This window comes from Streptomyces sp. C1-1, assembly GCF_050214755.1.
Classification (GTDB): domain Bacteria; phylum Actinomycetota; class Actinomycetes; order Streptomycetales; family Streptomycetaceae; genus Streptomyces.
This window is the reverse complement of sequence record NZ_CP189826.1, coordinates 8587432-8607925: the sequence shown is the minus strand read 5'-3', so window position 1 is coordinate 8607925 and position 20494 is coordinate 8587432. Positions and strand designations below refer to the sequence as shown.

At 72.7% G+C, this 20494-nt stretch carries 12 protein-coding genes; 4 read left to right on the top strand and 8 right to left on the bottom strand.

Annotated features, from left to right (window positions below):
- Positions 1-16: 16 nt before the first annotated feature.
- The 4 genes from ACQF4J_RS39150 to ACQF4J_RS39135 all read right to left on the bottom strand — a co-directional run bounded on the left by ACQF4J_RS39150 (position 17) and on the right by ACQF4J_RS39135 (position 6898).
- Positions 17-1240 carry a cysteine desulfurase-like protein gene (locus ACQF4J_RS39150; protein WP_427167872.1) on the bottom strand — a complete coding sequence of 408 codons (1224 nt, stop codon included), beginning with the start codon at positions 1238-1240 and terminating at the stop codon, positions 17-19.
- 69 nt (positions 1241-1309) lie between these two features.
- Positions 1310-2515, bottom strand: coding sequence for a cytochrome P450 (locus tag ACQF4J_RS39145; protein WP_351802581.1), 1206 nt, complete (start codon positions 2513-2515; stop codon positions 1310-1312).
- A 43-nt stretch (positions 2516-2558) separates the two neighbouring features.
- Positions 2559-3821: an MFS transporter gene (locus ACQF4J_RS39140; RefSeq protein ID WP_351575599.1), complete on the bottom strand. Its 1263-nt coding sequence runs from the start codon at positions 3819-3821 to the stop codon at positions 2559-2561.
- Between the two features lie 98 nt (positions 3822-3919).
- A complete protein-coding gene (locus ACQF4J_RS39135; protein ID WP_427167870.1) occupies positions 3920-6898 on the bottom strand; it encodes an AfsR/SARP family transcriptional regulator in 2979 nt (992 codons plus the stop codon).
- A gap of 175 nt (positions 6899-7073) precedes the next feature.
- Here ACQF4J_RS39135 and ACQF4J_RS39130 point away from each other — a divergent pair, with 175 nt between their 5' ends.
- The 4 genes from ACQF4J_RS39130 (at position 7074) to ACQF4J_RS39115 (ending at position 13483) form a co-directional block, all read left to right on the top strand.
- On the top strand, positions 7074-7862 hold the full coding sequence (locus ACQF4J_RS39130) for an IclR family transcriptional regulator (RefSeq protein WP_351575593.1): 789 nt from the start codon (positions 7074-7076) through the stop codon (positions 7860-7862).
- Between the two features lie 187 nt (positions 7863-8049).
- Entirely contained in the window at positions 8050-9234 is a 1185-nt protein-coding gene (locus ACQF4J_RS39125) for a cytochrome P450 (RefSeq protein ID WP_351802584.1), read from the top strand.
- A gap of 157 nt (positions 9235-9391) precedes the next feature.
- Entirely contained in the window at positions 9392-10615 is a 1224-nt protein-coding gene (locus tag ACQF4J_RS39120; protein WP_351575587.1) for a cytochrome P450, read from the top strand.
- Between the two features lie 369 nt (positions 10616-10984).
- Positions 10985-13483 carry a SpoIIE family protein phosphatase gene (locus ACQF4J_RS39115; protein WP_351575584.1) on the top strand — a complete coding sequence of 833 codons (2499 nt, stop codon included), beginning with the start codon at positions 10985-10987 and terminating at the stop codon, positions 13481-13483.
- 19 nt (positions 13484-13502) lie between these two features.
- On the opposite strand, the gene ACQF4J_RS39110 is transcribed toward ACQF4J_RS39115, so the two are convergent.
- The 4 genes from ACQF4J_RS39110 to ACQF4J_RS39095 form a co-directional block, all read right to left on the bottom strand.
- Positions 13503-14669 (bottom strand): substrate-binding domain-containing protein, encoded by a 1167-nt coding sequence (locus ACQF4J_RS39110; protein ID WP_427167869.1) that lies wholly within the window; start codon positions 14667-14669, stop codon positions 13503-13505.
- A gap of 56 nt (positions 14670-14725) precedes the next feature.
- Complete coding sequence (locus tag ACQF4J_RS39105; RefSeq protein WP_427167868.1) at positions 14726-15832, bottom strand: ABC transporter permease; 1107 nt, start codon at positions 15830-15832, stop codon at positions 14726-14728.
- Positions 15829-17376, bottom strand: a complete 1548-nt coding sequence (locus ACQF4J_RS39100; protein WP_351575576.1) for a sugar ABC transporter ATP-binding protein — start codon at positions 17374-17376, stop codon at positions 15829-15831. The genes ACQF4J_RS39105 and ACQF4J_RS39100 overlap by 4 nt, the downstream gene beginning before the upstream one ends.
- Before the next feature lie 136 nt (positions 17377-17512).
- A complete protein-coding gene (locus tag ACQF4J_RS39095) occupies positions 17513-20389 on the bottom strand; it encodes a SpoIIE family protein phosphatase (RefSeq protein ID WP_427167867.1) in 2877 nt (958 codons plus the stop codon).
- Between the last annotated feature and the right edge of the window lie 105 nt (positions 20390-20494).

Below are 20494 nucleotides of genomic sequence, written 5' to 3'. Positions count from 1 at the left end.
CGCAAGCAGCCGCGTGTCAGCGGGCGTCCGTCCCGGGGAGCGCCAGGAACTCGGAGAGTCCGGTCAGCAGCCGGTCGACGTCCTCGGTGTCGTTGTAGGGCGCGAGACCGACGCGCAGGCCGCCGGTGTCGCCCAGGCCGAGCCGGCGGGAGGCCTCGATCGCGTAGAAGGAGCTCGAGGGGGCGTGGACCGCGCGTTCGGCGAGGAAGTGGTAGGCGTCGACGGTGCTGTGGTGCGCGAAGGTCAGCAGCAGGGTGGGGGTGCGGTCGGCGGCCCGGGAGTGGACGGTGACGCCCTCCAACGACGACAGGCCCTTGTCGAGCCGGGCACGCAGGACCTGCTCGTGCTCTTCGAGCGCCGTCAAGGAGGCGGCCAGGCGTGCGCGGCGGCTTCCCATGGCACTCGTGTCGAGCCCGGCGAGGAAGTCGACGGCCGCGCGGGTTCCGGCGAGGAACTCGTAGGGCAGGGTGCCCAGTTCGAAGCGCTCCGGCACCGTGTCGGTGGACGGCAGCAGCTTGTCCGGGTGCAGGCTCTGCAGCAACTCCGGGCGGGCGGCGAGCACTCCGAGGTGCGGGCCGAGGAACTTGTACGGCGAGCAGACGTAGAAGTCGGCTCCGAGCAGCTCCAGGTCGACGAGCGCGTGGGCGGTGTGGTGGACGCCGTCGACGTAGGTCAGCGCGCCCGTCCCGCGGGCGAGTCGGGCGATCTCGGCCACGGCGGGGCGCGTTCCGATCAGGTTCGACGCGGCGGTGACGGCGACCAGCCGGGTGCGCTCGGACAGTACGGCCCGGACGTGGTCGACGGTCAGCTCCCCGGTCGCGGGGTCGAAGTCGGCCCAGCGCACGGTGGCCCCGGCCAGGTCGGCGGCCTGCACCCAGGGGCGGATGTTGGCGTCGTGGTCGAGTCGGGTGACGACCACCTCGTCGCCGGGCACCCAGGTCTTGGCGAGGGTGCGGGAGAAATCGTACGTGAGCTGGGTGGCGCTGCGTCCGAAGACGATCCCGGACGCCTGTGCGCCCAGGAGGTCGGCCATGGCCTGCCGGGCCCCGGTGACGATGGCGTCGGCGTTGCGCTCCCCCACCGCCACCTGTCCCCGGTTCGACAGGGGGTTCGCCAGGGCGTCCGCGACGGCCCGGATGACGGGTTCGGGTGTCTGGGTGCCGCCGGGGCCGTCGAAGTGGGCGATACCCGCGGCCAGGGCGGGGAACCGGGAGCGCAGTGCGCTGATGTCGTAGGTCACGTGGTGCTCCTGTGGGTGCCGAGGGCCGTCTGTCCGACATCTCAGCCTGTCATGGGCACCCGAGCGTGATCACGAGGGCGTGGTGGGTCCGCTCCGGCTGTCCGCCGGGTCGGACGGGACGTCCCACCGCAGGTGCAGGGTGTCGGGCTTGCGGAAGACCAGGCCGTACGGCGAGGCGGGCCGCCCGGGATCGAGGCGCAGGCCGGGGAGCCGTTCGAGCAGGCGTTGAAGGGCGATGCGGGTCTCCAGGCGGGCCAGGTGGGCGGCGAGGCAGTGGTGCGGGCCGTGGGCGAAGGCCAGTTGCAGGCGGGCGTTGTCGCGGCGGACGTCGAAGCGGTCCGGGTCGGGGAAGACGGCCGGGTCGCGGTTGGCGCCGGCCAGGGAGACGGTGACGAGGTCGCCGCGGCGGACGGTGGCCGGCCCGAGCCGCGTGTCGCGGGTGGCGTAGCGGTCGACGACGGCCGCGCCGGGTTCGAGGCGCAGGGACTCCTCGATCGCGCCGTCCAGCAGTCCGGGGTCGGTCCGTACGAGGGCGAGCTGGTCGGGGTGGCTCAGCAGGTGCAGCAGCGCGTTGGTGATCATCGCCTCGGTGGTCTCGATGCCGCCGAACATCAGCACGGCCGCGTTGGACGCCACCTCGGCCGGTGCCAGCCGGTCGGCCGCGGAGACGAGCAGCGAGGACGCCCGCCGGTCCGCGACGGTGGCCTCCACGGCGTCCTTCAGCCGCGCGTACGCGGCCGCGCCGGCGGGTCCCGCGGCCACCCCTGCGGTGAGGTCCGAGACCGAGCGCACGATGGCCTCGTACCAGGAGAGCACGGTGTCCGTGGTGGTGCCGGTGAGTCCGAGCGCCTCGGTGACGACGGCGACGGCGAGGGGGCCGGCGAAGGCACGTCGCAGGTCGGCGGTGCCGGACGCTTCGAGCCCGGTGATCAGGCGGCCGGTCTCCCGCTCGATGAAGGAGGCGAACCCCTCGCGGACCGCGCGGGGCCGGAAGGGGGCGGCAAAGGGGTCGCGGTGGCGGGTGTGTTCGGCGCCGTCCAGGGACAGCATGCTCGGCCCGACCACCTGCGCGGTGGTGAAGCGGGGGTCGTCGACGGTGAAGGCGGCCGCCTCACGCATCACGTCGAGCGCCAGGTCACGGCGGGTCACCAGCCAGCCGTTCAGCTCGGGCAGCCACGACACCGGCTCGTGGGCGCGCAGGAGGGCCAGGCGCGGGTGCGGATCGCGGGCGAGTTCGGCGAGCGTGGTCGAGGCGCCGAGGGGAAATCCGATCACACCCAAGGCTAAACGCGTCACCGCGGTGCCCGGTGGCCGGGTGCTACGCGTTGTCGGCCGCCGCCGTGGTCGGCGCCCTGGTGCCGGCGCTGCCGAACCGGATGCCCTTGGCCTCCTTGCCGACGGCGCTGAGCACGATCACCGCGGTCAGGGCCGGCACCACGGTCCACGTCATGGCCGCCGGATAGCCGTGCCGCTCGGCGACGGCTTCCTGGATGGGCAGGTTGAGGGCGGCGATCAGGTTGCCGAGCTGGTAGGTGACGCCCGGATAGAAGCCGCGGACGGCGTCCGGGCTCATCTCGGTCAGATGCGCGGGGATGACGCCCCAGGCCCCCTGCACGCACACCTGCATCAGGAAGGACGAGAGCATCAGCCAGCCCGTGGTGGTGGACAGCACGAAGAAGGGCACCACGACCAGGCCCGCGGCGGCCGCGACCATGATCGTACGGCGGCGGCCCAGCCGCTCGGAGTAGGCACCGAGCAGGGATCCGCCGATCATCGCGCCGATGTTGTAGACCACGGCGATGGCGATCGCGGTGTCCGGTGACAGGCCGAGGCCCTTCTTGACGAAGGTCGGGTAGACGTCCTGGGTGCCGTGCGACATCCAGTTGAAGGCGGTCATCAGCGCTACCAGGTACACGAAGCGCCGCAACACCGCCGGGTTCCTGAACACCTGGTGGGCGGGGGTGCGGTTGAGCGCCACGCTCTTCTCCCACACCTCGCTCTCCTCGACCCGCGTCCGCACCCACAGGGCGACGAGGGCGGGCACCAGGCTGAAGGCGAACAACCCCCGCCAGCCGAAGGCGGGTTCGATGCCGAGGAACGCGACGGCGGCGAGCAGGTATCCCAGCGAGTAGCCGCTCTGCAGCAGCCCCGACCAGAAGCCGCGCCGCTCGGCCGGGATCTTCTCCATGGCCAGCGCCGCGCCGAGGCCCCACTCGCCACCCATCCCGATGCCGTACAGCAGCCGCAGCACCAGCAGCACGGTGTAGTTGGGCGCGAAGGCGCAGGCGAAGCCGACGAGCGAATAGAAGACGACGTCGGCCATGAGCGGCACGCGCCGGCCCTTGCGGTCCGCCCACATGCCGAAGATCAGGGCACCGACCGGCCGCATCACCAGGGTGACCGTGGTGAGGAAGGCCATGTCGGTGAGCGAGACACCGAAGTCGTCGGCGATCTCGCTGTAGACGAGTACGACGAGGAAGTAGTCGAAGGCGTCCATCGCCCACCCCAAGTAGGCGGCGACGAAGGCGTTGCGCTGGTCCTTGGTGAGTCCCGATGCCTGTTCTCGTACGGTCTTCAGCATGCCGGCCCTCCCGTGTCCGCGGGTGAGGCTAGGTGGGGTCGGCGAGGGGGACAACGCGGCGAGCGGCAAAGATCACACAAAGGGGTGACGGGCGCCGTTCAGTAGTCGGCCGGCGCCCGTGCCCTGACTTTGGCGCGCAGGGTGTCGGCCTCGGGCAGGCCGAGTTCGTCGAACAGGTCCAGGGCCCGCTGCCAGGCGTCCAGGGCGGGGCCGAGGGCGCCCGCCTTCTCGTGGGTGTCGCCGAGGTAGGTGAGGCCGATGGCCTCGCTGCGGCGGTCGCCGGCCTTGCGGAAGAGGGCGAGCGCGCGGTCGTAGCACTCCACGGCCTCGGTGTGGTGCCCGAGGTGGCGGTGGATGTAGCCGAGGCTGTCCCAGGTGTGCGCCTGGCCGCTGAGGTCGCCGGTGGCCTGCACGAGGGGCAGGGCCCTGCGGCAGTGGACGAGGGCCAGCCGCAGCTCGCCGAGCTCGGCGAGGTACCAGCCGATGTCATTGAGGGCGACCGCCTGTCCGCCGCGGTCGTGGGCCAGCCGGAAGTGTTCGAGTGAGCGGCGGGCGTGGTGCAGCGCCTCGTGCGGCGCCCCGTGTGCCCAGGCCATCTTGGCCAGGTTCTGGCAGGTGCGGGCCTGCCCGGGGTGGTTGTCCAGCAGGCGGAACAGATCGAGGGCCCGGGTGAAATGGTGGCGGGCTCCGTCGGGGTCGCGGAGCTGGAAGCGGGCGAGCCCGAGGCCGCGGTGGCCGGCCGCCTGCCCGGCCGGATCGGCGTGGTCGATGGCCGTGCGCAGGGCGACGGTGTGGACGTCGGTGAGGGCCTGCCAGTTGCCCTGGCGTTCCAGGAAGGTGGTCAGCATCGCGGCCAACTGCCAGGTGTGCGCGGCGAATCCCGGTGCGGTGTGTTCGACGGCCGAGAGCAGGACGGGTTGTTCGGCGGTCAGCCACGCCAACGCCTCCTCGGCGTCGGCCGGTTGCCGCGCCTGCGCGCCGGGCGCGGGCGGTGCGAGGGTCATCGGGTGGCGTCGGCGGGTCAGCAGGGCGTCGGCCGCGTACGCCGTGTGCAGATAGTGGTCCAGGACGCGGCGCGTCGCGGCGCGCAGCCTGGGCGGGTCGTCGTGTTCGGCGGCCAGTTCGACGGCGTGGGCGCGCAGCAGGTCGTGGCAGGTGTAGCGGCCCGGCAGGTGCTCGCTCAGCAGGTGGGCGGCGGTCAGTTCCGCCACCGGCGCCCGCACCTGGCCCACGACCGCGCCGGCGAGGGCGGCGAGGGAGGTCAGGTCGGCGTCGGGGCCGGGATGCAGGCTCAGGAAGCGGAACAGCCGGGCGGCCCGCGGGCTGAGGGTCCGGTAGGACCAGTGGAGGACGGTCCGTACCGCGGTGGCCGGGTCTCCGGTGTCCAGCGGGTCCAGGATGCGCTCGGCGGTGCGCAGTTCCTCCGCCGGGCCGGCCAGCGGCAGCGCCGGGGCGGCGGCGGCCCGGGCGGCGACGACCGCGAGCGCGAGCGGCAGTCCCGCGCAGCGCACGACGATCTCGTCGACGGCGGCCGCCTCGGCCGCCACCCGCGCGGCACCGAGGCGCGCGGCGAGCAGTTCACGGCACTCCTCGGCCCCGAGCAGGTCGAGGGCGAGCAGCTGCGCCCCCTGCGCGGCGGCGAGTCCGGTCAGCGGGGCGCGGCTGGTCACCAGCGCCAGGCAGCCCGGCGCACCGGGCAGCAGCGGCCGGACCTGATCGGCGTCCCGCGCGTTGTCGAGCAGCACCAGGACCCGCCGGCCGGACAGCAGGCTGCGGTACAGGCCCACCTGGGCGTCGAGGGACTCCGGCACCCGGGAGGCGGGCACTCCGAGCGCGTCGAGGAATCCGCGTACGGCCCGGTCCGGGGTGAGGGGCGCGCCGCCCGGGTCGAAGCCGCGCAGGTTGACGTACAGCTGCCCGTCGGGAAAGGCGGGGCGCGCCTGTCGAGCCCAGTGCACCGCCAGGGCGGTCTTGCCCACGCCGCCCATGCCCGACAGCGCGGAGACGACGACCGCCGCCGGCCGCCGCCCGACCGGGGCCAGCAGTGCGTCCAGACGGGCGAGTTCGTCGGTGCGGCCGGTGAAGCCCGCCGTCGTCGCGGGAAGTTGGGCCGGTACGACGTAGGGGGCGCCGCCGACCGGGTCCCGGGGTGCGGCGGCGGTCGAGGCGGGGCTCGGTGTCGGCCGGGCAGGCGTTGCGGGCCGGGGCGTCGGCCGGTCGGGCGTCGCGGGGCGGGGCACCGGCCGGGCCGGCGAGGTGGCCGCGGATTCTCGCGTCGGCGGATGTTCTCTCGGATGTCCGAGGGGGCGCTCCCCGAGGATCTCCTGGTGCAACTCCCGCAACCGGCGCCCGGGTTCGGTGCCGAGCTCCTCGATCAGGCGCCGCCTGGTCTGGGCGTAGCAGCGCAGCGCCTCGCCGCTGTCGCCGGAGGCGTGCAGGGCCTGCATGAGGGCCTCCGCCAGGGGCTCGGTCAGCGGGTATTCGCCCAGGAGGTCGGTCAACTGGCCCAGGACGGCGGTCGGATCGCCGCTGCGGGTCTCGATGCCCGCCAGCCGTACGGCCGCGTCCACTCGCCGGCGACGCCAGGTCTCGCGCATCCGGGCGGGCCAGGCGCCGGGCAGGCCGGCGAAGGGCTCGCCGCGCCACAGTTCCAGTGCCTCGCGCAGCCGTGCGGCGCGGGAGCGGTCGGGCAGCGCCTCGTCACGGGCCAGGGCGGCGAGGCGGTGGAAGCGGTGCAGGTCGACCCGGTCCGGGTCGAGGTCGAGTTGGTAGCCGCCGGCCCTGCGCAGTACCGGTAATCGTCCCTCGCCGTCGTCGTCCAGGCGCTCGGCCAGGCGCCGGATGCGGGCGACGTGCGCGTACAGGGCGCGGCGCGCTCCGTCCGGTGGCTCGGTGCCCCATATCCGGTCGATGAGCACCTCGACCGGTACGGGTCTGCCCGCGTCCACGGCCAACGCGGCGAGGACGGCCCGGCGTTGGGGCGGCCCCAGGTCCACCGGCGCGTCGCGCACCAGCACTTCCACGGGTCCCGACAGACACAGGCGCAGCACCGCACCCACCCCCCGTTCACATCGCATCCACATTCCCCTCATATCCGTACGCAGGGCGACAAGCTTTCGGCAAAATCTCGGCCCATCCCCTCACCCCACCCTCGTTCGAGCGACGCCGCTCCGGACGACGGAGCGGCGCACGCGCGACCACGCACCACACCGTCATCACACGGGGCTCACACGTGAACACGGGGGTAGACACGTGCATCGATCGACTACGGCGACCGCGACCGCCGCGGCGCCCCCACGGACCGGACCGCTCGCCCCGGCGCCCTCGCCCGGCCTGCCCGGACCGCTGTCCGCGACAGCCGGCCGCGGCGTACTGGAAGGCGCCTTCGCCCTGCTCGACGCCCTGCACCACCTGGAGGACGCGGGCGTGACCACTCTGGCCTCGGCGTGCGGTCTGCCCAAGACGACCGCGTACCGGCTGCTCGACCAACTCGTGGAGTTGGGGGCCGTCGAACGCAGTGCCGGCCGCTACCGCATCGGACCCGGCATGTTCCGTCTGGGCCAGGGCTGGCAGCCGTACCCGGGGCTGCGCGCGGCCGCGCAGCGGCCACTGCGACGGCTGGCGGCCGCCACCGGCACGACCGCCACCCTCGCCGTGCTGTACGAGGGGCAGACGCTGATCCTCGACCGGACCGCCACCGACCTCTCCCGGCCGGTGCCCGACGACCGGCGGATCTGGCCCTGGTACACGGCGACCGGCAAGATCCTGGCCGCCTGGGCGGGACCCGGCCTGCCGCAGGGACCGCTGCCCCGGTCCTGGCCGGACGAGGCCGCGCGCATCCGGGAGTCCGGCGTCGCCTACGACCGCGAGGAGGTGCTGGAGGGCGTCTGCTGCGCCGCCGTACCGGTGTTCGCCGCCGGTGGGGTACCGGTGGCGGCGCTGGGCGTCCTGACCGGGCCGGACCACCGCCTGCAACGCCTCGCCGAGACGGCCCGCCGGGCGGCGTCGGCCATCACGGCGGCCCTCGGACGGCAACGCTGACCGGCCCGGTGGCACCCCTGGCCGCCGGGGTGGCGCACGGGCGCCGTGCCCCGCCCGTTCCGCTCAGCGGCACAGCGGGCGACAGGCCTACCGCGGGCCAGCAGGCTGTGCCCGTCGCCCCGAAGGCCGAGCGCCGAGAACGGCACGGGACGACCGCGATCCGAATCACGACTTACGGGGGACCACCATGGAGTCGTCGCCGCCACGCGCGGTGCGCGGTGCGGGGCGTTCGCACGAGCGCCGTACCGACCCGCTGGCTCGGATCAGCGCCGAGTTCGACGGCGTGCACGGCGTGTGGCGCTCGGCCGGCGGCGAGGTGTGCGTGGCCGATCCCGAGGCGGTCCGGGCGGTGATGGGCAACCGGCACGGCACGGTGGCGGAGACGTCCGACTTCTACCACAACCGGCACGGCGTCTTCGGCCCGCGCTCCGCGCAGATCGCCATCGGGCGGGCGGCACGCGACCTGATACGACGTCACCTCGACGCCCGTCGTGACGAGTTGCCCCGCCTGGTCGCCGAGCGGCTCGCTCCGCGCAGCGAATGGCCGGACGCCGGCAACCTGCTCGTCCTGTCGCATCTGCGTGACGTGCTGCTGCACCGGGAGGCGCCGGCCGGGCTGCAGACGACGGTGGAGGCGATCGTCGCCCGCGCGGTTCTGGCGGGCGCGCGCCGGCGCCACTCGGTCCCGTCCCGGCTGCTGTTCCGCCGCCGTGCGCTGCGAGCCCTGCGTGAGGAGGTACGCGTCCGGCAGGACCGGCTCGACGGCCCGTCCGTACCACGCGACCTCATGGACGTGGTGGTCGACGGGGGCGGAGCGGCGGCCGATCCGCGGGATCTCGTGGAGGTCTACCTCTCGTTCCTGTTCGCGGTGGTCGGGTCGGTCGGGTTCGCGCTGGGCTGGTCGGTCCACCTGATGGGCACGCATCCGGACCGTGTCCCGGCGGACCCGAGCTGGACGGTGCGCGAGGCGTTGCGGCTGTGGCCGGTCGCGTGGCTGTTCGCGCGCACGCCGAGCCGGGTGCAGGAGCTGTGCGGGACGCGGGTGACGCCCCGGGACCGGCTCGTGGTGTGCAGCTATCTGGTGCACCGGCATCCCGGGCACTGGGACCGGCCCGACGAGTTCGTACCGCAGCGCTGGGCGACGGGGGTGCCCGACGCCGCGTACCTGCCGTTCGGGCACGGTCCGCACACCTGTGCAGGCGCGACCGTCACCGTGCGGCTGCTGGAGGACCTCGTAGGTCTGCTCACCCGTGACTGGCGTCTGTCGGTCACCCCTCATGACGGCGCGGGTCCCCAGGTGGGTCCGGCGCTGGCTCCGCCGCGGTTCACCGCGACGCTGAGCCGTCACGACGGCTGCCCCGGAAGGAGGTGAACCCGCATGCGCGCGCTGTACTTCAAGACCAAGTCGGTCCTCAACGTCCGCAAGGTCTACTCGCACTTCTGGTACCTGTACCACCACATCTGACCGGCCCTGCGCGGGGAGGCGCCCCACGGTCGGCTCCCCGCGCCCCACGAGGGGAACGCTCACGATGACCACCCCGCAGCACCCCGAGGACTTCCTGCACTCCATAAGGCGGCGCAGCGCGCGTGAGAACGGGATCTTCTGGGTCGACGACCAGCGGCTCGGCGTGTTCGAGCCGGAGGCGGCGCGCCGGGTCAGCGCCACGAACTGGCACCGGTACGTCATGCACGACCGCCTGGTCGACCTGGTGCGCCGGCGTCGCAGCCCCGAGATCCTGTGGAGCCGGGTCCGCTCCGCCTGGATGACCCGCCTGCACGCCCTCGCGACGGCCGAGCACCAGGGCCTGCTGGTCGCGCGCATGGAACGGGTCATGGACGAGCGGGTCGGGGAGGACGTCGACCTGACCATGTTGATGCAGGACGTGACGCTGCGCTCGCTGCTGCCCGTCGCGCTGGACGGCCTCACCTCCGCCGAGGAGGAACTGGTCCGCCGGGACCTGGAGATGAAGCTGTCCCGGCTGGTCTCGCCCGAGCCGGGCGGCCCCTTGCACCACCTGCGTCACATCGTGGTCCAGATCCGTGCGGGTCTGGTGGTGCGGCGGGTCCTGCGGCAGCGTGCCGACGGCCGGCGCGGCCGCGAGCCGGACCTCGCCGACCCCTTCGTGGACCTGCTGCCGGAACTCGGCATGGACCGCGCGCTGGACGTCGTGACGACGGTCCTGACCGCCATCGGCGGCCCGCCCGGCACCGCCGCGGCGAGTCTGCTGTACGAGTTCGTACGGCACCCCGAGTGGCAGCGCCGGCTCGCGGACGAACTGTGCGCCGTCGATCCGGCGGAGTTCCGCAAGGCGCCCACCCGGGTGGCGCCGGTGACGCACCGGTTCGTGAAGGAGGTGCTGCGGATGTGGAGCCCGCCGCTGCTGCTGGTGCGGCGCTCCAAGTACGCGTTCGACCTGGGCAGGGCCGAGCTCGAACCGGGGCAGTGGTACCTGCTGAGTCCGCACCTCATCCACCGCGACGAACGGGTCTGGAAGCAGCCCGACGTCTTCGACCCGGACCGTTTCCTCCCCGGCGCCCCGCACGGACCGGCGGACCGCACGAGTTACGTGCCGTTCGGCTGGGCGCCGAAGAAGTGCGTCGGCGCCAACATCGGGACGTTCCAGCTGATGGCCCTGTGCCACCTGCTGTGCACGCGCTACCGTCTGACGGCCCGGAGGCCGGACGGGATCACGATGGCGCTGCGGTTCGCACCGGTGCCGGAGAACTTCCGCGGTCGGCTGACCCTCCGCTGACGGCGCGGCCGGCCCGCGACCGGCGCGGTCGGCCCGTCAGGAACCCGCCAGGAAGGTGAGGCGCCGCAACACGGGCCGCATCCAGCACTCCGCCAGGACACGCAGCCAACGCCCGACCCCCGAGGTGCCGGCCGCCCCAAGGGCGCGAGCACGGCCGCATCCGTGGTGAGAGGAGCTTCCGCTGGGGCGGCCGAATCGCTCTCACTCATGATCGGGCAACCTGGCGAACGTTCCCCCGCTCCGCCTGGCCTGCGGGAAAAAATCGACTTACCCACACCGGCCCGACATCCATCCACAGATAGGTGCGAATGACCCTAAACTGAGAAAAGCACTCCATGGATGATCGAGGACAGCGTGTCGGCCAACGGTATGGCATCGAGCTCATACCCGCTCAGCGCCGCGGGTGTCGGCGCAGCGCCCGAGCGCGACGACGCGTTGGTGAGGGCCGTGGTCCATGCCGTGGAGGTCACCGGAGCACATGCCGGAAGTGTGTTCCTGCTCTCCGGCGACCATCGCTCGCTCGTCGTGGCCGCGTCCTGCGGGACACCGCCCTCCCTGCTCAGCGGGTGGCGCCGGATCCCGGTCAACAGCCGTATGCCGGTGGCGGAGGCCTGCCGCTCCGGGCACATGGTCCACCTGGCCGGGGCGGAGGAGACGATGCGGCGCTTCCCCCAGCTCTCGATCGCCCTGCCCTATCCGTTCGGCTCTGCATCGGTCCCCGTACGGGCGGGCGAGCGGACCTTCGGCGCCATCGCCGTGGTGTGGACGGCCAGGCCGGGCGGGACAGGACTGTCGAGGGCGCAGCGCGGGCAGTTGCGCTCCGCCGCCGACCGGCTGGGCACCGCCCTCGCCGGACTGCGGGCCCGCGGCACGCTCGGTGAGTACGACGAGCGGACGGCTCCGGTACTGGTCCCGCTGCCGTCCGCTCCGGCGATCCGGGTGGGCCTGTTCGACTGGAACCTCCACACCGGAGCCCTCACCGCCGACGACGAGCTGTGCGCGATCTTCGGGATTGCGCCCCGCGCGTTCGACGGTCGGGCGGCCACACTGGCGGCCCACATCGAGCCGGCGGATCTGCCCGGTTTCGGGTCCGTCGCCCGCGCCGCGGTCGAGGAGGGACACCTACTGGCGCACCGCCTGCGCATCCTGGACGGCCGTGGTGGACACCGCGTCGTCGAGCTGTGGGGCCGGGTACCGGCGAGCCCCGACGACTCGGAGGCCTCTTGCCACCTGGTCGGCGCCGTGCTGGACTCCGGGAGCGGCATGGCCGCCGTGGCGGCGATCGAGCGGCTCGCGGACGGTTTCTTCGCGCTCTCTCCCGACGGACGCCTCGCCTACGCCAACCACAGCCTGGAGGATCTGCTGCGGGTCCGCCAGGACGAACTGCTCGGCCGGCGCCCCTGGGACATCCTGCCTTGGCTGGCCGATCCCGTGTACGAGGACCGCTACCGGGCCGCCTTGGTGTCCCAGCAACCGGTCTCCTTCCTGGTCCGCCGCCCGCCGGACGAGTGGCTGGTCTTCTCCCTCCACCCGGGCGCTCAGGGCATGACGGGATGGGCCTCACGAGTGCGGCAGCCCGTACCGGCCGGCACCGCACCCGGTGCACCGGTCACCGAGGAGGGGCCGCCCATCTCCTCGGCGCCTCCGCCCGCGGCCCCCCGCGTGGGTTCCCTCTACCGGGTGCTCACGCTGGGCAGCGCCCTCACCGAGGCGGCCACCGCGGGCGAGGTGTTCGATGCCGTCGCCGAACAGTTGCTGCCGGCCTTCGGCGGCCAGAAGCTGGCGATCGCCGTGCTGGAGGAACAGCGCCTGCACCTGCTCGCTCAGCGCGGCTACTCGAAACGCTTTCTCGCCCGGTTCGAAGGCACCCCGCTGCACGCCCGGCTGCCCGTGACGGACGCGCTGACCTCCGGGGTCCCGCTGTTCGTCGAGTCCCGGAAGCAGCTCCGCGAGAGCTACCCCGGGCTCATGGTGGGTCACACCAACTCCTGGGCGTTCCTGCCGCTGATCGCCTCGAACCACCCGGTCGGCGCCTGCATTCTCGGCTTCGACGACATCCACCGGTTCCCCGACGAGGAGCGCGGAGTCCTCACCGCGCTGGGCGGCCTGATCGGCCAGGCGCTGGAACGCGCCAGACTCTACGACGCCGAATTCGCCCTCGCCCGCGGCCTGCAAGACGCGCTGCTGCCGCACCGGCTGCCCACTCTGCCCGGGCTGCACGTCACCGGGCGTTATCTTCCGGGCACCAGGGGGATGGACATCGGCGGCGACTGGTACGACGTCATCCCCACCGGCGACGAAGTCGCACTGATCGTCGGGGACGTCGAGGGGCACAACGTCCCCGCCGCGGCCGCCATGGGCCAACTGCGCAGCGCCATGCGGGCATTCGTCGCCGCCGGCCACCGACCGAGCGACGTCGCCGCCGGCACCAACCGGCTCCACATGGACCTCGACCCGGTGCTCCTCGCCAGCTGCTGCTACGCCCAGTTCCATCCCCGCTCGGGGATCGTACGCATCGTCCGGGCGGGCCATCTCCCGCCCCTGTTGCGCCTGCCCGACGGGCACACCAAGATCCTGGATGTGCCCGGCGGCCCACTGCTCGGCATCGACGCGACGGCACGCTTTCCGGAGTCGGAGCTGCGTCTCGCTCCCGGGTCGGTCCTGGCCCTCTATACGGACGGGTTGATCGAGAGGCGCGACTCGGACATCGGCTCCGACGTCGAGCGACTCCGGGGGTCGCTGGCCCGGCTTGGCGGGGGTGGCCTGGACGATCTGGCCGACGGGCTGCTGCGGGATGCCTGCCACGCCTCCCCCGACAGGGCGGACGACATCGCGCTCCTGCTCACCGAGTACGCCCCGCCACGTTGACCAGTCCCCGCCGCCACTGTCACGTGCCCCAGATCTTCCGGTACGCCTCCCGGTATCCCGCCGGATCCCAGGTCGTGGCGCCGTGGCTGTTGTCGGCCGTGCTGATGTGGACGGGGGCCACATACCCGCTGGCCGGCCGGCCGGAGAAGGCGCGATTGAACTCGTCGACGATCTGCCAGCCCTGCAGGGACAGCGGCTCTGGCACGGTGGCCGCCTGGTACTGCTTGCTGTTGATGCGCTGGAAGGCGGAGGGGTCGCCGTCGCCGGCGCCGATGTTGAAGGGCGGGCCGGAACCCTTCTTGCCGGCCGCGCGGAACGCCGGGGCGGCATCGGCGAAGTACAGGTCGTTGATGGCGACGGAGTGGGTCCATCTCCCCTGGAAGCGGGAGAGCAGTGAGGAGATCTCCCGAGGCGTGCGGCTGCTTGCATCCGGGATCGGGATGTTCTCGTACGCCAGCAGCTTTACCCCCGCGCAGGTGGCCAGCTCCTTCCTGATCAGGTCGGACTTGTACTTGGCGAAGGGGATCGAGGCATCGGTGAAGACCACGGCCCCGGCTGTGCCGTCGGAGCTCGAGATGACCCACTGCGCACTGGCTCTGGCCACGTCCTCGACTTTGGTGGTGACGTTGGTGAAGAGCCTGGGGCGCCGGCTGGGGCCGGGGGAAGCGACCGCGTGCCAGCCGATGAGCGGGATGCCTGCCGCGTTCGCACGCGCCACCTGCTGCGAGGTCGAGCCCGGGTCGAAGCCCCCGATGACGATGCCCGAGGGTCTGACGTCCACGGCCTCGCTCATCGCCGCCTGGACGCCGGCGGGCGTGCCGCCACCGTCGATCACCCGGACGTGCCAGCCGATGACGCGCGCGGCTTTCCGCACGCTGTCCGCGGCGCCCGCGACTCCGGGATTGGTCATGGTCTGGGCGACGTAGACGATGGTCTTGCCGGCCACCGCGGTGGGACCGCTGGTCGGTCCGTTCCAGGGGATGTCGGTCCGCTCCGCCCGGCTGACGGCGGCCTGGGCCCTGGTCTGGGCCGCGGGGCAGCCGCTCGGACCCGAGGTGGAGTGCGCCGGGCCGCTCGACGAGCCGCGTTCACAGCCGGCCAGCACGACGACCGCGACCACCAGGGCGGTGGCAGTGGACCGCGTGTTGCGGACGGTGGGGGTGTTGCGGTTGCGGTTGCGGTGCACGGAAGCTCCTTGCGGAGGATGCCGCCCGGGCACTCTCGCGGTGCCCGCGGCGTGGGTCATGGAGGGCTGCCCGGCGTGCCGTCGTCCTGTGTCGCGGCGGGCGAATCGCGGGCGACGACCGCACCGGTGCGCAGTCGGCGACGAGCGGAGTAGCCGGCCAGTCCGACGGCGAGGAGCAGGGTGCCGCCGTAGAACAACGGGACCGTCCAGAAGTCGCCGCCCATCTGGGCGATGCCCGTGAGGCCGACGGCGAGGACGGCGACGGCGACGAGGGTGCCCAGGGCGTTGGGGCGCCCGGGTTTGATGGCGGTGGAGCCGAGGAGGGCCCCGACGAACGCGGGCAGCAGGTAGTCGAGGCCGACGCTGGGATTGCCGATCTGCTGCTGGGCCGCGAGCAGCACTCCGTCGAAGCCGACGATCAGTCCCGACGCGGCGAAGGCGTAGACGGTGTACTTGCGGGTCGGGATGCCGACCAGGTCGGCGGCGCGCGGGTTCGACCCGACGACGTACAGGTACCTGCCGAGCGGCAGCCGCTCCAGAACCACCCAGAGGGCGACCGCGAGCGCGAGCACGTAGAAGGCGGGAACCGGCAGGCCGAGGAACGTCGAGTCGTAGATGTCGGTGAAGGCGGCCGGGAGGCCTTGCGGGCCGGGGACGATCCGGCCGCCGCCGGTGACCCATCCGGTCACCGCGTACATCATGCTGCCGGTTCCGAGCGTGGCGATGAACGAATCGATCCGTCCGAATTCGACGACGACACCGTTGAGGACGCCCACGACGCCCCCTCCGGCGATCACCGTGAGGCAGGCGAGCGGCCAGGGCCACCCGTCGCCCACGACGAGCTGCATCACCATGACGTGCGCCAGGCCGAGACCGTAGCCGATGGAGAGGTCGAACGCGCCGGTCACGATGGGGACCATCGCGGCGAGTGCGAGGACGGCCGGGATCGACTGGTTGGACAGGATCGAGTCGACGGTGTCCCGGGTGGGAAAGGTACGCGGCAGGGTGAGGGAGAAGATCAGGAAGAGCAGGGCGGTGAGGGTCAGGAGGCCGTAGGCGCCGATGAGTTGCCCGCTACGGCCGTGCAGTCGGGCGAGTCGCCTCGGTGGTCCCGAGCGACGCGGCCGTGGCGGGGGCGCAGCCGGAGAGGGGGAGCCGGTCACGGATTCGCCGCGGTTCCGGAGGAGGGCAGGGCCGAAGCCGCCCGCGTGAGCTCGGTGACCGTGAGGGCCGGGCCGGTCAGCTCGGTCGTCACGGATCCGCGGACGAAGACCAGGGCGCGCCGACACACGCCGACGACCTCCTCGAAGTCGCTGGAGATGAGGAGGACCGCGAGGCCGGCGGCGAGCGCCTCGTCGAGCAGGCGGTGGATCGCGGCCTTGGCACCGATGTCCACGCTCGCCGTCGGTTCCTCGAGGATCAGCAGGCGCAGGGCCAGCCGCAGCCACCGGCCGATCATGACCTTCTGCTGGTTCCCCCCGGACAGGGTGGCGATGGCAGCCTCGCTGTCGTCGGGACGCACCGAGAACCGTTCGATCAGGGTGCCGGCCTCGGCGCGTTCGCGGCGGGGGCTGATCCAGCACAGCGCCGACATGCCTCCCGCCCGAGGGTTGGCCAGGAGGTTCTCCCGTACGGTCAGCTCGGCGAGGCTACCCTCGCGCTGTCTGTCACCGGGGACGAGGGCGACACCCCGTCCGACGGCGTCCGCGACCGTACGGGGACGGTACGGGCGACCGCCGAGAAGGGCCCGTCCACCGAGGAGGGGCCGGGCGCCCGCGACGGCTCGGGCGAGGCCCATGTGTCCGGCGCCCGTGAGGCCGACCAGGCCGAGGACTTCCCCCCGCCTGAGCTCCAGACTGACCGGTCCCGCGTCGGGGGTGCGCACCCCGTCCAGGGTCAGGATGGCCGGGCCGCCGGCCGGGGTGGCGGCGGGGCGGTGATCGGTCGGCGCCTCGCCGGTGATGGCGCGCACCAGGCGGGCAGGAGTGTGGCTCGCCGGCGAGCCGTGGCTGACCAGGCGTCCGTCGCGCAGCACGGCGAAGGTGTCGGCGACCTCGTACACCTCGTCCAGGCGATGGCTGACGTAGAGGATGCCGTGCCCCCGGTCGCGCAGGGTGTGCAGCACCCGGAACAGCCGGGCGCAGTCCGCGGCGGGCAGGCGGGCGGTCGGCTCGTCGAGGACGATGAGTCTCGCCCGGGCCGCCAGGGCTCGTGCGACGGCGACGAGCGAACGCTCGGCCGGGGCGAGGAGGGAGATCGGCGTGTCGGGGTCGAGATGTCCGGCGACGACCCGCAGGGCCTCGGTGCAGTGTTCTCGGGTGAGCCGCCAGGAGATCAGTCCGGCGCGGCGCGGATACCCGGTGCTCAGAGCGATGTTCTCGGCTACCGTCATCCACTCCACCAGGCCGAGATCCTGATGGATGAAGGACATGTGGCGGGAAGCGGCGTGACTCCCGAGCGGGTGCCCGGCCACGGTGACCTGCCCCGAGTCGGCGCGGTGGACGCCGGCGAGCACCTTGATGAGCGTGGACTTCCCGGCTCCGTTGGGACCAAGGAGGGCGAGGACGCTGCCGGCGTGGACATCGAGGTCGACCCCGGCGAGCGCGAGGGTTCCCCCGAAGCGCTTGGCAAGTCCGCGGACACGGACCAGAGGTTCCGCCCCGAAGGGCGGGACCGCATGCGCAGCGGTGTCGTGGGCCTCGTGCACGGACCTCTCCGGGGTTGGACCTGTCGTGTTCTTCCCGATGCGCATCCATGACATTAGCGGAACATGTCGCATATCTTTGGACATCTGGCCACTCTCTGTGACCCCAACGGAGCAGCGAATCGCCGGGGTCGGCGCCTCAGGCCCCCTCGAGCCCGCATTCGGCCCAGATGACCTTGCCCTGCTGGGTGTAGCGCGTGCCCCAGCTCTGCGTCAGCTGCGCGACGAGGAACAGGCCGCGGCCGCCCTCGTCGGTGCCGGCCGCTCGGCGCAGGTGCGGGGCGGTGTTGCTGGTGTCGGAGACCTCGCAGATCAGGACGCGGTCGTGGAGCAGCCGTACCCGGATGGGCCCTGCGCCGTGGCGGATGGCGTTCGTGACCAGCTCGCTGAGCACCAGTTCAACGGCGAACGCGACCTCGTCGAGTCCCCAGTCGGTCAGTTGCCGGGTGGCGGAGGCGCGCACCTCGCTGACCAGGGCCGGATCCGCGGGCAGGTCCCAGGTGGCGATCCGCTGGGGGTCCAGGGCGTGGGTGCGGGCGACGAGCAGGGCGATGTCGTCGAGGGGGTGGGCGGGGGCCACCGTGTCGAGTACCGCCTCGCAGGTCTCGTCGGGCGTGCCGTTCGCCTGGGCCAGCGTGGCGCGCAGCTGATCGAGGACCACGTCGACGTCGCGGTGACGGTCCTCGATGAGCCCGTCGGTGTAGAGGACCAGCTGGCTGTTCTCAGGGAGGTCGAGCTCGGCGGCTTCGAACGGCAGACCGCCGAGGCCGAGCGGCGGTCCGGCGGGCAGGTCGGGGAACCACACGGTGCCGTCGGGGCGGACCAGAGCGGGCGGGGGATGGCCGGCGCGGGCCATGGTGCACTGCTGTGTGGTCGGGTCGTAGATGGCGTAGAGACAGGTCGCGCCGATGATGCCTGCGTCCACGGCGCCGGGGTCCTCCCGGTCCAGGCGTCCCACGAGTTTGTCGAGGTGGGTGAGGACCTCGTCCGGGGGGAAGTCGAGTTCGGCGAAACTGCGGGCGGCCGTGCGCAGCCGCCCCATGGTGGCGGCGGAGAGCATGCCGTGGCCGACGACGTCGCCGACGAAGAGCCCGATGCGGCTGCCGGACAGGGGTATGACGTCGTACCAGTCCCCTCCCACGTCGGATTCGGCGGGCAGATAGCGATGGGCGACTTCGACGGCGTCCTGGTCCGGCACACCGTGCGGGAGCAGGCTGCGCTGCAGGGCCAGGACCATGGCGCGTTCGCGCGTGTAGCGCCGGGCGTTGTCGATGGACAGTGCGGCACGGGCGGCCAGTTCCTGGGCCAGCGACCGGTCGTCGTCCCCGAACGGTGGCGAGCCCCGCGCGCGGTAGAAGCCGGCCACGCCCAGGACCGCGCCGCGGGCGACCAGGGGCACCGCGATGAGGGAGTGGACGTGGCTCAGCAGCTGTGCGGAGTGCTCAGGGTCCTGCGCGAACCAGCCCGCGGCAGCCTTCAGGTCCGGTTCCAGCACTGCCTGGCCGCTCGTCAGACACCGCGACTGCGGCATCGCCGGACCGTAGTCGACCTGCTTGCCGGCCGGGTGGAAGGGACAGTCGTCACGGATGCCGTGGACCACCGTACGGCGTAGGTCACTGCGGGGATCGGCGGACTCCTCGCCGCGGAGTACGGCTTCCGGCAGGTCGATGGTGACGAAGTCGGCCAGTTGCGGCACCGCCGCCTCGGCGAGCTCCCGGGCGGTACTGCGCACATCCAGGGTGGTGCCTATGCGGACGCCGGCCTCGGACAACAATTCCAGGCGGCGGCGCGCGGCCAGGGCGTAGGTCCCCACGTGCGGCTCCCCCACCATCATGAGCGCTCTCGCCGGGGGCGGGGAGTCGGGGTGCTCGTCCGTCGTGCCGTCGCCGGCCGTGACGCGATCGACGCCCACGGCGACGGGGCCGCGCTCCGTGCCGGGAAGATACTCCGACGGCGGGGTGACGTGGAGCTGCCCGGGCGTCACGTCGGGAACGGCCCCGGAGAACGTGAGGGAGGTGGCGACGGCAAGCTCGGCAGGGCGGCCCAGCGGCTCGTGGACCTGATGCGGGAGGGCGAGGGGCTCGCGCGGTGAGGGACCGGCGACAACGGCCTCGATGGCGAAGCCCTCCACTCCGGAGGCACTCGTCATCGGCCGGCTCACGAGTGTGACCCGACGGCCGTCGGACAGGGGCACGTCGACACAGGCCCGCTGCGCGCAGGCGATCAGCTCGGCGGCCTTCTCCATGAGGATCGCCCGGTCGCGGGGGCTCATCTCCACGGCCAGTTCCCGCACCCCTGTGCGGTGCCGAAAACCTGCGGCGGCTTCGGCTCCGCTGTCCAGGTACGCCCGCAGCAGAGCGCGCTCACGCGAGGAACTCTGCCCCAGCAGCCGCCGCTCGATGGTCTCGGCCGCCTTGCGTATGACGGTGTCCAGCGCCGGGTCCTCGGCGCTGCGCGGATAGCCGAAGCACAGGACGCCCTCGATGCGGCCGCTGAGCGGGTCGCGGACGGGAAGCGCGCGGCAGGCACTGCCCTGGGAGCGCTCGGCGAAGTGCTCGGCACCGTAGACCCGGATGGGTTGGCGCTCGGCCAGGGCGAGACCGATGCCGTTGGTACCTGCGACCTTCTCGGCGAACACGAACCCGGGGACACTCTGGATGGCCGGGAGAACTCTGGCCAGCGACGCTTCTCCGAAACGGCGCAGGAGAACCGTCCCGCTCGCATCGGCGACGGAGATGTTCATCGCGCTGCCGGCGAACATGGCCTGCAGCCGGTCGAGCACCGGAACGGCCGCGCGGACGAGCCGTCCGTCCGGTTCGAAGTCCTCCCGGAAGGGAAGGTCGGACTGGTCCGGCGACAGCCCCAGGGTCCGGCAGCGCCGCCAGGAATTCAGGATCGACGTGCGCACGCCCGTCTCGACCGGCTCCCCCTGCAGGAACCGCTCGCGGAAACTGGCGGGCCCCGTGCCGCCTGGCGCACGCCCCGCCGGTATCGGATCTTCGCTGGCCCGAACCACGCTCCGCCTCACTCGCGCCTTCGACAGTCAACCCTTCCGAAATGCCCGATATGGACGAGGATACGGGTATCGGAGGCGCGAGTCACCGTTCACAAGGCCCCTCAC